Origin of the sequence: Culturomica sp. (assembly GCF_003524185.1) — a bacterium.
Taxonomy (GTDB): domain Bacteria; phylum Bacteroidota; class Bacteroidia; order Bacteroidales; family Marinifilaceae; genus Culturomica; species Culturomica massiliensis.
This window is the reverse complement of record NZ_DOED01000040.1, coordinates 1-12,865: the sequence shown is the minus strand read 5'-3', so window position 1 is coordinate 12,865 and position 12,865 is coordinate 1. Positions and strand designations below refer to the sequence as shown.

10 protein-coding genes and 1 pseudogene are annotated in these 12,865 nt (G+C 43.6%); 10 read left to right on the top strand and 1 reads right to left on the bottom strand.

From position 1 onward, the window contains the following. Window positions 1–196: 196 nt before the first annotated feature. Together DD657_RS13625 and DD657_RS13620 are read left to right on the top strand one after the other, a co-directional pair. Entirely contained in the window at window positions 197–1,426 is a 1,230-nt protein-coding gene (locus DD657_RS13625) for an ROK family transcriptional regulator (protein ID WP_021987657.1), read from the top strand. A gap of 12 nt (window positions 1,427–1,438) precedes the next feature. Further along, window positions 1,439–1,885 (top strand): NanQ anomerase/TabA/YiaL family protein, encoded by a 447-nt coding sequence (locus tag DD657_RS13620; RefSeq protein WP_021987658.1) that lies wholly within the window; start codon window positions 1,439–1,441, stop codon window positions 1,883–1,885. Window positions 1,886–1,901: 16 nt separating this feature from the next. Here the strand turns inward: DD657_RS13620 and DD657_RS13615 are convergent, their stop codons facing one another. After that, a complete protein-coding gene (locus DD657_RS13615) occupies window positions 1,902–2,297 on the bottom strand; it encodes a DUF4890 domain-containing protein (RefSeq protein WP_287050419.1) in 396 nt (131 codons plus the stop codon). Window positions 2,298–2,461: 164 nt separating this feature from the next. Between DD657_RS13615 and DD657_RS13610 the strand changes: the two genes are divergently transcribed. The 8 genes and pseudogenes from DD657_RS13610 to DD657_RS13575 form a co-directional block, all read left to right on the top strand. Next, the gene (locus DD657_RS13610) at window positions 2,462–2,896 is read left to right on the top strand and encodes a SoxR reducing system RseC family protein (RefSeq protein ID WP_021987660.1); all 435 of its coding nucleotides are present in this window, start codon (window positions 2,462–2,464) and stop codon (window positions 2,894–2,896) included. Window positions 2,897–3,007: 111 nt separating this feature from the next. Continuing rightward, a complete protein-coding gene (locus DD657_RS13605; protein ID WP_287050417.1) occupies window positions 3,008–4,105 on the top strand; it encodes a Fe-S cluster domain-containing protein in 1,098 nt (365 codons plus the stop codon). A gap of 12 nt (window positions 4,106–4,117) precedes the next feature. Continuing rightward, window positions 4,118–5,449, top strand: a complete 1,332-nt coding sequence (gene rsxC / locus DD657_RS13600; RefSeq protein ID WP_287050415.1) for an electron transport complex subunit RsxC — start codon at window positions 4,118–4,120, stop codon at window positions 5,447–5,449. 66 nt (window positions 5,450–5,515) lie between these two features. Beyond that, window positions 5,516–6,499, top strand: coding sequence for an RnfABCDGE type electron transport complex subunit D (locus DD657_RS13595; protein ID WP_021987662.1), 984 nt, complete (start codon window positions 5,516–5,518; stop codon window positions 6,497–6,499). A 105-nt stretch (window positions 6,500–6,604) separates the two neighbouring features. Next, a complete protein-coding gene (locus DD657_RS13590) occupies window positions 6,605–7,225 on the top strand; it encodes an RnfABCDGE type electron transport complex subunit G (RefSeq protein WP_227461899.1) in 621 nt (206 codons plus the stop codon). A gap of 87 nt (window positions 7,226–7,312) precedes the next feature. Continuing rightward, complete coding sequence (gene rsxE, locus DD657_RS13585) at window positions 7,313–7,900, top strand: RnfABCDGE type electron transport complex subunit E (protein ID WP_021987664.1); 588 nt, start codon at window positions 7,313–7,315, stop codon at window positions 7,898–7,900. Between the two features lie 13 nt (window positions 7,901–7,913). Beyond that, window positions 7,914–8,486 (top strand): electron transport complex subunit RsxA, encoded by a 573-nt coding sequence (gene rsxA / locus DD657_RS13580; protein WP_021987665.1) that lies wholly within the window; start codon window positions 7,914–7,916, stop codon window positions 8,484–8,486. 365 nt (window positions 8,487–8,851) lie between these two features. Beyond that, window positions 8,852–12,808: pseudogene (locus tag DD657_RS13575) on the top strand (glycoside hydrolase family 2 TIM barrel-domain containing protein); the annotation flags it as partial. Between the last annotated feature and the right edge of the window lie 57 nt (window positions 12,809–12,865).

Below are 12,865 nucleotides of genomic sequence, written 5' to 3'. Positions count from 1 at the left end.
GTCCGTCCCAATGTGTTATTTTCTCCCTCCCTGTTTCCCAATTTAAAATCATAAACCACAAACTTCCCTTCTGCCTCTTCCTGATTTTTTATCAAATACGGCAAAATAACATTTATTTATTGTAAATTATTTTTTAATTTTTTTATATTTGTAATCGAATTCTTAAACAAAGAGCAAGTTTTTAAAAATATTACATATGGTAGACTTTAGTAGCGTGTTAAAATTCGGAAGTGATAAAAATTCCGGATCAGAATATAAAAATGGTCTATTAAAAAAAAGTATATTGGCTTATCTTGTAACAGTTGAAGAAGCCACAATTGCAGATTTATCCAAAGAATTAAATATAAGTATTCCGACAGCCACCAAGCTGGTCTCTGAACTAAAAGACGACGGTTATCTTACTGACCACGGCAAAATAGAAACAGCCGGAGGACGTCGTCCTAACGTATTCGGATTGGCTTCAGATGCGTTCTATTTTTTAGGTGTTGATGTCAGAAGAAGGAGGATCGAATTTGTTTTGGTCGATTTCAAAGGAAGTATCATCAATAAAAAAGAAGATACACTTTTTGTGCTGGAAAATACGCCGGAAGCTTTCGAACACGTATGTGAAGAAATAGAAAAATTCATCGCAGAGATCGACGTTCCGCAAGAAAAGATCATCGGAATGGGTATGAGCCTTACGGGACGCGTAGATTCGAACAACGGTTATAGCTATACGTATTTCAATTTTAACGAAACCCCTCTTACCGATATTCTGCAGGAACGTTTGAACATACTCACTTATATCGAAAACGACAGTCGGGCGATGATGTATGCCGAAAAAATATTTGGTGTCGTAAAAGACGAAAAAAATGTGCTGTTCCTTAATCTGGGCCGGGGTGTCGGTGTCGGTATGATGTTCGATGATAAACTCTATTACGGGAAAACCGGATTTGCAGGAGAATTCGGCCATATCCCTCTGTTCGACAACGAAATCATTTGTCATTGCGGTAAAAAGGGATGTCTGGAAACGGAAGCATCGGGTATTGCTTTGGAAAAAATGTTTGTTACCCGCATGAATGCCGGCGAAACCTCTGTCTTATCTGAAAAAAAGAAAAGCGGTAAAGACATCCTGCTATACGACATTATTGAAGCCGCCAACAATGACGATGTTTTATCCATCAGTCTGATTTCTGAAATTGCAGAAAAGCTGGGCCGGGGCGTCGGTGTACTGATCAACCTATTTAATCCGGAACTGGTCATTATCGGAGGTAGCCTATCGTTAGTGGGCGACTATCTGATGCTCCCTCTAAAAACGGCAATCAATAAATATTCATTGAGTCTGGTCAGTAAAGACACGAAATTCAAAATTTCCCGGCTGGGAGATAATGCAAGTGTCATCGGGGTGGCCATGTTAATCAGGGCTAAAATACTGAATGTCATCTAATAAGACCACAACATGATCATCGGAAAACTGGAAGACAGTCTGAGAATAGAAGGGTTACATCCGGCCTTCAAACGTGTATTTGATTATATCAAATCACACGATATATTGCATACGGTTCCTGGAAAAATAGACATCGACGGAGAAAATATCTGGATCAATATTGCCGAACCGGAAATGCGTAATTTACGGGATGCCGACATCGAAATCCATAAAGAATACATCGATATACAGGTTCTACTCTCCGGAAAAGAATCTTTTGGCTGGAAAGCAACACGCGATTTGAAAGCCGAAAAAAAAGCCTATACCCGGGAAAACGACATCGCTTTCTATTCGGATAAGGCCGATTTGATTTTCACTCTTTCTCCCGGAGAATTTGTCATCTTTTTTCCAGAAGACGGTCATGCTCCTTGCATCGGAGAAGGACACATCAAAAAGCTGGTTGCCAAAATCAAACTATAACCAACGCCGGCCGCTCTTAGCGGGGACTGCGGCGATCTCCCTGTTCCCGACGCTCCTGTTGACGTTTAGCCTCATTTTCCTGGTACTGTTTAAATTGTTCCTCTGTCAGGATTTTTTTCAACTGTGCCTCGTTTTCTTCACGGCTTTTCTTCATCTCCGCCCGCATCTCTTCACGGCTTTTTTTATTTTTCCGGACACTTTCACCCCGTTTCTTAAAAGAATCGACAAACCAGGTTTTCAGTTCTTTCTGTTGCTGATCGGTCAGTTTTAATTCCTCATTCATCCGTTCAACCATCCGGTCTGCTACTTTCTCAGGATCCATGCGCTCTCCGGGCTCCCGACGTTGCTGAGGATTCGAATGACAGGAAAATAGAAATACAAATAAAGAAAACAATAATAAAATCTTTCTCATAGCTCTTCAATTAAAATTATGAAATTCTTTTTTATGACAACGATAACCGGAAAAAGTTTATCCGGACAATCCAATTTAATATTGTGAAGCTATTATTTTTAACTTTTTACCTTTTATCATTTAGCTTTTAATTTTAACTTTGCACGTATTTTGGAATTTTTGGAATGACTCAAAGAGAAAGAATAGGACATGAAGGGATAATCAAAAATATCGGTAAAAAAACTATCGATATTCTCCTCATCAGTCGTTCTGCCTGTGCAAGCTGTCATGCAAAAGGGATGTGCGGAATGGCTGATATGGCCGTGAAAACGATTACAGCCCAACGTCCGGACTTTCCCGTAGAACATGGTCAAAAAGTAGTGGTATACGCGCGCATGGAAGATGCTTTATTTTCGGTATTAGTCGCTTATGTATTTCCGGCAATACTGATTATAGCCCTGATAGCCTGGTTGACCTTAACCGGGGAGGATGAACTTTTGGCAGCTTTAGTAGCATTGGGAGGCGTTGTTTTTTATTATGTGCTATTGTATTTATTCCGTAAAAAAATCGGGAAAAGAATAAAATTTACTGTAGAGAGATTCAGAGAAGGAGAAATTTGAACATTCATAGACACGAAGAAATAAAACGGAGAAAAGCCTGTAAAGACAAGCTGAATACAATCCGAAATATACATAAAAGCTAAGTTGATATATAATTTATAATTAAAATACATGAATACACTTGTTATCACGATTATCTCATTATGTGCTATCGGTATAGTATCAGCTATTATCCTTTATGTCGTAGCACAAAAATTCAAGGTGGAAGAAGATCCGCGCATAGACATCGTGGAAGGCCTTCTGCCGGGTGCCAATTGCGGCGGATGTGGCTATCCCGGATGCCGGGGATTAGCAGAGGCAGCTGTAAAATCCGATACGATGGACGGTATTATGTGCCCTGTAGGCGGCAGTGTAACCATGCAAAAAGTCGCTGCTGCATTGGGACGTGAGGTGGCCGAGCAAACACCGAAAATAGCCGTCGTCAGATGCAACGGCAGTTGCGAAAACCGTCCACGGACCTCTCAATATGACGGCGCACGTTCATGTGCCATCGAGCACAATTTATATGTGGGCGACACAGCTTGTAGCTTTGGTTGCCTCGGATGCGGCGATTGTGTCAGCGCTTGTCCTTTCGATGCCATTCATATGAATGAAAAAACAGGACTGCCCGAGGTCGACGATGCTAAATGTGTTGCTTGCGGTGCCTGCGTAAAAGCATGTCCGCGCAATATCATCGAACTGCGTAACAAAGGCCCGAAAGACCGGCGGGTATTCGTCTCTTGTGTCAATAAAGACAAGGGCGGTGTGGCCCGGAAAGCTTGCCAGGTAGCTTGTATCGGCTGTATGAAATGTGCCAAAGAATGTCCTTTCGAAGCAATTACAGTAGAAAACAACCTGGCCTATATCGACTATTCAAAATGTCGCTTATGTCGCAAATGTGTCAGTGTATGCCCCACCGGAGCGATACATGAAGTAAACTTCCCGGCCCGGAAAATTACGACAGACACACCCAAAACAGAAGTAAAAAGCAATGTTGTCAATGTGCCCCAGACAGAGGCTACCCGAACAACGGCAGAAGTAAAACCTGAAAAAGCAGTACCTGCAGCAGAAGAAACCGCAAAGCCCGTAGAAAGGCAAGAAATAAAAACCACGGAAACGGTAAAACCTGTAGAAACAGCAAAACCCGTGGAGGAAGCAACAGAAAAAATGCCGGAAAAAACACAAGAAGAGAAAACGGCAACCCAACAAGAAATAGATTTTAAAATTTAAAAATAATACGCTGTGTTAAAGACATTTAAAATCGGTGGCGTACATCCGCCTGAAAATAAATTGACATCCGGCGGGAAAATACAGAAACTACCTGTACCCGAACAGGTAATTATCCCTCTGGGACAACATATAGGAGCCCCGGCTACTCCTGTTGTACAAAAAGGTGACACTGTAAAAGCCGGTCAGCTGATCGGTCAGGCATCAGGATTCGTATCTGCCAATGTACACAGTTCTGTCTCAGGAACTGTTTTGGCCGTAGAAAACCGTCCGGATGCGGCAGGCCTGCAAAAACCTTGCGTAGTGATTAAGGTCGAAGGAGATGAATGGATGGAAGGAATAGATCGTTCTGAAAAAATCGATCACAACATCACGGCATCTCAAGAAGAAATTTTAAAGGCCATTACGGCTGCCGGGATTGTCGGTATGGGAGGTGCGACCTTCCCCACTCAGGTGAAATTATCTCCGCCTCCGGGTAGCAAGGCTGAAATTCTGATCATCAACGGTGTCGAATGTGAACCTTATCTGACAGCCGACCACCGGATTATGCTGGAACGGGCAGAAGAAATCATCATAGGCGTACAGATACTGATGAAAGCCATCGATGTAAAACAGGCAATCATCGGCATTGAAAACAACAAACGGGATGCCATCGACCGTCTGACATCAATTACCTCAAAAGTTTTGGGCATAGAGATTTGCCCTCTGAAAGTGAAATACCCGCAAGGGGGAGAAAAGCAATTGATTAAAGCAACGACAGGACGTGCTGTTCCGTCAGGTGCATTACCGATTGCAGTAGGAGCCGTCGTACAAAATGTAGGTACGGCACTGGCTGTTTATGAAGCCGTCATGAAACACAAGCCCTTGATGGAACGTGTAGTTACCGTAACCGGGAAATCCATGAACAATCCGGGTAATTTTCTGTGCCGTATCGGTACTCCGGTCTCGGAACTGATAAACGCTGCAGGCGGCCTGCCGGAAGATACGGCCAAAGTCATCGGCGGAGGACCTATGATGGGACGTACAATGGCCAATATCGACTCTCCGGTCATGAAAGGTACGAGTGGAGTACTGATCATAAATGAAAAAGAGGGACCTCGCAAGCCGAGCCGGAATTGCATCCGCTGTTCGAAATGTGTTTCTGCTTGTCCGATGGGATTAGAGCCTTATTTACTGATGACTCTTTCCCGCCACGACTTATTGGAACGTCTGGAAGCAGAGAAAGTAATGGACTGCATCGAATGCGGTTCGTGTAGTTACACCTGTCCTGCTGACAGACCTTTACTGGACTATATCCGCTTGGGTAAAGCCCGTACCGGAGTCATGATCAGAAACAGAAAGAAATAATACATGGCAGATTTTAAATTGCAAATCATTCATTCAATTTAAAATCTAAAATCTAAAATTTTAAATATGAAATTATTAATATCTCCATCTCCGCACTTACATAACAACGATTCAATCGAAAAAAATATGTACGGGGTATTGATTGCACTGATTCCTGCTTTCATCTGTTCCGTCTTATTTTTCGGGATGGGAGCAGTCATTGTAACTTTGACATCAGTGGTCGCCTGTCTGATATTCGAATACCTGATTCAAAAATTCTTACTGAAATGCCAGCCCTCTGTTTTTGACGGTTCGGCTATCATCACGGGAGTTTTGCTGGCCTTCAACGTACCTTCCAACTTGCCGGTATGGATTGTTATCATCGGTGCTTTAGTGGCTATCGGAATCGGCAAGATGAGTTTCGGCGGATTGGGATGTAACATCTTCAATCCGGCTTTGGTAGGACGTGTTTTTTTATTGATATCATTTCCGGTTCAAATGACAACCTGGCCGAAACCGCTGGGTTTAGCCAGTTCTTACGTAGATGCCGAAACAGGAGCTACACCTTTGGCTATCCTAAAAGAAGCTTTAAAAAGCGGACAATCGGTGACGGAAGTCATGTCGTCCGGGAATATTGCCGGTTACCGGGAAATGTTTTTAGGCAATATGGGCGGTAGCTTGGGTGAAGTAGCTGCCATTGCACTGCTAGTCGGATTCGTATACATGTTATTCCGGAAAATTATCACCTGGCATATCCCCGTAACGATCTTCGCTACCGTATTCGTATTCTCAGGTATCCTTTATCTATGCAACCCGGAACATTTTGTAAGCCCGGTATTCCATTTACTAAGCGGAGGTATGATGCTCGGAGCCATCTTTATGGCGACGGATTACGTAACCTCGCCTATGGCTGTAAAAGGAATGGTTATTTACGGAATAGGTATCGGTATAATTACCGTTATCGTCCGCGTTTTCGGAGCATATCCGGAAGGGATGTCATTTGCCATCCTGATCATGAACGGTTTCACTCCGCTGATCAACAGATATTGTAAACCGGCAAGATTCGTATAATTTTAAATTGTAAATTATAGATTGTAAATTCTTAATTTAAAATTTAAAATCTAAAATTTAAAATCAATCATGATGGGAAAAAAATTAGAGTCAAACTTTATAAATATGGTGGTAGTGTTATTTGCTGTCACCTTGATAGCATCGGCGGCAGTTGGATATGTCTATTCATTGACTGCGGAGCCGATAAACCAGGCTAAACAGGCAAAACAAGTAAACGCCATCCGCCAGGTTATCCCGGGAGAATTCGATAACAATCCAAGTATGGATGCCTGGAAAATAGCTACGGACAGCAAACTGGATTATCCATACCTCTATAAAGAAAAAAAACCGGACAGCCTGGTTGTTTATCCGGCCAAAAAGAACGGTGAACTGATCGGTACAGCCGTAAAAACATTGAGTAATGACGGTTTCGGCGGACAGGTATGGTTAATGGTCGGTTTCAACAAAGACGGGTCGATCTACAATTATTCAGTACTGGAACACAAAGAGACTCCGGGCCTGGGCTCCAAAATGGACATCTGGTTTACCAAAGAAGGCAAAGGCAGTATTATCGGGAAAATCCCGGGTACAACCGGCCTAAAGGTAACAAAAGACGGAGGCGACGTCGATGCAATCACAGCAGCGACGATCTCATCCCGGGCGTTCCTGGATGCTGTCAACCGTGCTGCTGCCGCAATAAGCAACAACACAACGCCTGTTGCAGATACGACACAACAAAACCAATAAACGACGATTTTTGATTTCAGATTTACGTCACCTCAGATTGTTGAAGCCTTCGTAAATCATAAATCGTAAATCATAAATCCAAAAACCATGAATAATTTAAAAGTTTTTACCAACGGCATATTCAAAGAAAATCCGACATTCGCACTATTGTTGGGAATGTGCCCGACTTTAGGTGTAACCACTTCCGCCATCAACGGTATGGGCATGGGACTCGCTACAGCCTTCGTATTAGTCATGTCGAATCTCGTGATATCTGTGGTATCCAATATTATTCCGGATAAAATCCGTATCCCTTCATTCATCGTTATCATTGCTGCCTTCGTTACAGTTGTAGATATGTCCATGCAGGCTTATCTCCCGGCTTTACATGCCTCTTTGGGCCTGTTCATCCCATTGATAGTCGTAAACTGTATCGTATTGGGACGGGCGGAAGCATTCGCATCTAAAAATAAAGCCCTGCCGTCTATTTTAGACGGACTGGGGATGGGACTCGGTTTTACCCTCAGTTTGACGCTCCTGGGGACAATACGGGAATTACTGGGAAGCGGTAAAGCATTCAACCTGCCGGTCTTTAATGAAAATTACGGAATGCTGGTCTTTGTTCTCGCTCCGGGTGCCTTCCTTGCATTAGGATATCTTATCGCCATCGTAAATAAAATCAGAAAAGCAAACTAATTGATCTAAAACTATGGGTTATATTATACTTATCATATCAGCCATCTTTGTCAGCAACATCGTACTGGCACAGTTTCTGGGTATCTGTCCGTTCCTCGGTGTATCCAAAAAGGTTTCAACAGCAGTGGGGATGACCGGAGCCGTTACTTTCGTCATGATCCTCGCTACCTTGGTAACCTATATCGTTCAGGTGACAATTCTGACGCCCCTGAACATTGAATTCATGCAAACCATTACATTCATTCTGATCATCGCAGCATTGGTGCAGATGGTAGAAATTATACTGAAAAAAGTCAGTCCCTCCCTTTATCAGGCCTTGGGGGTTTTCCTGCCTTTAATTACAACCAACTGTGCCGTATTGGGTGTCGCTATTATGGTTATCCAGAAAAACTTTACATTACTCTCATCCATCGTATTTGCCGGAGCTACAGCAATCGGTTTCGGTTTGGCTCTCATCATCTTTGCAGGAATACGGGAACAACTCGAGTTAACCGAAGTTCCCAAAGGCATGAAAGGCTCCCCGATCGCATTGATTACAGCCGGACTATTAGCAATGGCCTTTATGGGCTTCTCCGGTATTGTCTGAAAGTAAAAAATAAAAGAAAGTCATTATTTATAAATAATTTTTTTACCGAATATTTTTATAAAAAACACATATGTCCCGGATTTTTTCCGGGACATTTATTTTATTTATAATCAACATATTAATACCGCTAAAACATCTATTTCCGCAGCTTGATTTCCTCTCTTCAGACCGATGTTTTTCCCCTCCTTCCCGGCTGAAACGGGAAAAAACCATTTGGTAATATGCCGGATTTTATCGAATATTGCATACGGATTGGTAGTGGTGTATCGATTTTCTAACAATAAAATATAAAAAAAACATTTATGCGTAAAATTACATCGTGTCTGATCGGATGTTGTTTGGCAATGCAAACCTTTGCAGGACAACCTCCACTGAAAGGATTCAGTTATGCCGTGGTAGAATCACCGGCCGGCAATGAATGGAACTCGCCTGAAAATCTGGCATTGAATAAAGAACAACCCCGGGCTTATTTCTTTTCGTTTGAAAATGTGACGAATGCCCGTAAGGTATTACCGGAAAACAGTAAATACTGGCAGTCTCTCGACGGAAACTGGAAATTCAACTGGGCCCCCGATCCGGATTCCCGGCCGAAAGATTTTTACAAGCCGGAATTCGATGTCACAGGCTGGGACAATATCCCCGTCCCTTCAAGCTGGAACATCTACGGTATACAAAAAGACGGCAGTCTGAAATACGGGGTACCCATTTACGTAAATCAACCGGTAATTTTCCAGCACCAGGTAAAAGTAGACGATTGGCGGGGAGGAGTCATGCGTACTCCTCCGACGAACTGGACCACCTATAAATACCGGAACGAAGTAGGTTCTTTCCGGCGGGAATTTGAAATTCCGCAGGATTGGAATGGCCGGGAAGTATTCATCAGCTTCGACGGCGTAGATTCTTTTTTTTATCTGTGGATCAACGGTCAATATGTCGGATTCTCTAAAAACTCCCGCAATACAGCTAATTTCAATATCACCAAATACCTGCAAAAAGGGAAAAATACGGTAGCAGCAGAAGTATACCGCAATTCTGACGGTTCTTTCCTGGAAGCACAGGACATGTTCCGATTGCCGGGTATTTTCCGGACGGTAGCTTTATACTCGACCCCTCAGGTACATGTACGTAATTTAAAGGTTATTCCCGACCTGGATGCAACCTATACCGACGGTTCCCTGACAATCACCGCTGATATTCGCAATTTGGGTAAAAAAGCGGTTAAAGGTTACCAAATGCACTACTCCTTATATGAAAACGAACTGTATTCCGATGCAAACGACAAGTTGGCCGGCAGCGTATCGGCAGCCCCGATTGTTCTGATCACACCGGAACAGACGACAGAATCGCAGGTTGTCTTTAACATAAAAGCACCCCACAAATGGTCGGCGGAACAACCTTACCGTTATACATTGGTAGCGGAATTGAAAGATAAAAAAAACAAAACGATAGACATCGTTTCTACCATCGTCGGATTCCGTAAAGTGGAAATTAAAGATACGCCGGCATCGGAAGATGAATTCGGTCTGGCAGGACGCTATTACTACGTAAACGGTAAAACCGTAAAATTGAAGGGAGTTAACCGTCACGAATCAAATCCCGCAGTAGGACACGCCATCACCCGTAAAATGATGGAAGACGAAATTATGCTGATGAAAAAAGGAAATATCAACCACGTCCGCAACTCACACTATCCGGACGATCCCTATTGGTATTTCCTGTGCAACAAATATGGTATTTACCTGGAAGACGAAGCAAATATCGAATCGCATGAATATTATTACGGAGCAGCTTCTCTGTCACACCCGAAAGAATGGGAAGCCGCGCATGTTGCCCGCGTTATGGAAATGGTCGATAATCACATCAACCACCCCTCCATTGTCATCTGGTCATTGGGTAATGAAGCCGGCCCCGGCAAAAACTTCGTTTCAGCATACAAAGCCCTGAAACAAGTGGATTTATCCCGTCCGGTACAATACGAGAGAAATAACGATATCGTAGACATGGGCTCCAATCAATATCCGTCAATCGGTTGGATGCGCGGAGCCGTAAAAGGACATTATGACATCAAATATCCGTTCCATGTTTCGGAATATGCCCACTCTATGGGAAATGCCTGCGGTAATCTGGTGGACTATTGGGAAGCCATTGAATCGACCAATTTCTTCTGCGGAGGTGCTATCTGGGACTGGGTTGACCAATCCATGTACAATTACGACAAAAAAACAGGCGAGCGTTACCTGGCTTACGGCGGAGATTTCGGAGATACCCCGAATGACGGACAGTTTGTAATGAACGGGATTGTCTTCGGCGATCTGGAACCGAAACCACAATATTTTGAAGTAAAAAAAGTTTATCAGGACATAGCCGTCAATGCCATCGATCCGGCAAAAGGCAGTTATGAAATTTTCAATAAATACTATTTCAAAGACCTTTCGGAATACGACATCAAATGGTCGCTTTATGAAAACGGGAAAGAAATCGAGTCAGGTAATCTGGCCACCGGAACGATAGCCCCGCGTAGCAGAGTACGCGTAACCATCCCCTATCGATATGACCGGCTGAAAAACGACTCTGAATATTTCGTAAAAATCCGGTTCTTATTAAAGAACGATATGCCCTGGGCAAAAAAAGGTTTCGTAGCTATGGAAGAACAACTTCCTGTCAAAGAAGCCACAGCACGTCCGGCCGTCAGAGAAATAGCGGCAAAAGCCGGTAAACTGACCTACACCGATACACCTTCCAATATCAAAACCATAAAAGGTGATGATTTTGAAGTGCAATTCGATACAAATACCGGAACGATTTACAGTCTGAATTACGGTGGGAAAACCATAATTACGGCAGGTAACGGTCCGAAACTGGATGCGTTGCGGGCATTTACCAACAACGACAACTGGTTCTATGCCCAATGGTTCGAAAAAGGTTTACACAACCTGGTACACAAAACGACAGACAGTAAAATCATAACCCCAAAGGACGGTACGATCGTACTGGCCTTTACTGTCGTATCCCAGGCTCCGAATGCCGCCAAGATCCTCGGAGGAACAAGCTCCGGTAAAAACAGCATTGAAGAGTTGACCGGTAAACCGTTCGGAGAAAGTGACTTTAAATTCACAACCAACCAAATCTGGACGGTATATCAGGACGGTTCTATTGAACTACAGGCAAGCATTACCTCCAATCAGCCGAATCTGATCCTGCCACGTTTGGGATATGTCATGAAAGTGCCGCAAGCATATAAAAACTTCACCTATTACGGTCGCGGTCCGGCCGATAATTACCCCGACCGCAAAAGCGGACAATTCATCGAACAACATACGAATACGGTTGCCGGTGAATTCGTAAACTTTCCGAAACCGCAAGACATGGGAAATCACGAAGATGTACGCTGGTGTGCCCTGACCGATGCCGAACATCAAGGAGCTGTATTTGTTGCAACGAACCATTTATCGGCTTCTGCATTACAATATTCGGCCCTCGATCTGATATTGGCTCCTCATCCTTACCAATTGCCGCCGGCCGGAGATACTTACCTCCACCTGGATGCAGCGGTAACCGGATTAGGCGGTAACAGTTGCGGACAAGGAGGTCCATTGGAACAGGACCGTGTTTATGCCGGACACAACAATATAGGTTTTATCATCCGCCCGGCCGGAAAAGATTTAACGACTATCGCAAATGTCGCTCCGTCCGGAGAAATTCCACTTTCCATTACCCGTAACAGAAGCGGAATCGTAGAACTCTCTTCGGCAAAACAAGGAGCTGAAATCTGTTACTCCATCGGTAAGAGTAAAGCAAAAGTATACACCCAACCGATTCCATTCCGGAACGGAGGTACAATTACAGCCTGGTATAAATCGACTCCGGAAATCAAAACAACCATGACATTCGAAAAGATCGAAACAATACAAACGGTTGTCGTATATGCCAGCAGCGAAGAATCGGGAGAAGGAGATGCAGCAAACCTGACGGACGGCGATCCGAATACGATCTGGCATACCATGTATTCCGTAACTGTAGCCAAATACCCGCATTGGGTAGACCTGGATGCCGGAGAAGTAAAAACAATCAAAGGTTTCACCTATCTCCCCCGGCAAAACGGTGGTAACGGTAATATAAAAGATTACAGCATCCACGTGAGCCAGGACGGTAAAAACTGGGGTGAACCGATCCGGAAAGGAACGTTTGCCAATAATGCAGAAGAGAAAAAAGTAATTTTCACCCAGCCGGTAAAAGCCCGCTACATCCGGTTTACAGCCTTGAGTGAACAAAACGGACAGGACTTTGCTTCCGGTGCCGAGATCACAATTCTGGCTGAATAAAAAACAGGCAATAATTAAAAAGAAAACCCGGCAAATATGATATGCCCCCAAAAAGTT

What these genes read in the sequence shown, in the direction of transcription:
- DD657_RS13625 (WP_021987657.1), top strand. Translation starts at nt 197, where the DNA reads ATGGTAGACTTTAGTAGCGTGTTAAAATTCGGAAGTGATAAAAATTCC.
- rsxE (WP_021987664.1), top strand. Translation starts at nt 7,313, where the DNA reads ATGAATAATTTAAAAGTTTTTACCAACGGCATATTCAAAGAAAATCCG.
- DD657_RS13605 (WP_287050417.1), top strand. Translation starts at nt 3,008, where the DNA reads ATGAATACACTTGTTATCACGATTATCTCATTATGTGCTATCGGTATA.
- DD657_RS13590 (WP_227461899.1), top strand. Translation starts at nt 6,605, where the DNA reads ATGGTGGTAGTGTTATTTGCTGTCACCTTGATAGCATCGGCGGCAGTT.
- rsxA (WP_021987665.1), top strand. Translation starts at nt 7,914, where the DNA reads ATGGGTTATATTATACTTATCATATCAGCCATCTTTGTCAGCAACATC.
- DD657_RS13615 (WP_287050419.1), bottom strand. Translation starts at nt 2,297, where the DNA reads ATGAGAAAGATTTTATTATTGTTTTCTTTATTTGTATTTCTATTTTCC.
- DD657_RS13595 (WP_021987662.1), top strand. Translation starts at nt 5,516, where the DNA reads ATGAAATTATTAATATCTCCATCTCCGCACTTACATAACAACGATTCA.
- DD657_RS13610 (WP_021987660.1), top strand. Translation starts at nt 2,462, where the DNA reads ATGACTCAAAGAGAAAGAATAGGACATGAAGGGATAATCAAAAATATC.
- DD657_RS13620 (WP_021987658.1), top strand. Translation starts at nt 1,439, where the DNA reads ATGATCATCGGAAAACTGGAAGACAGTCTGAGAATAGAAGGGTTACAT.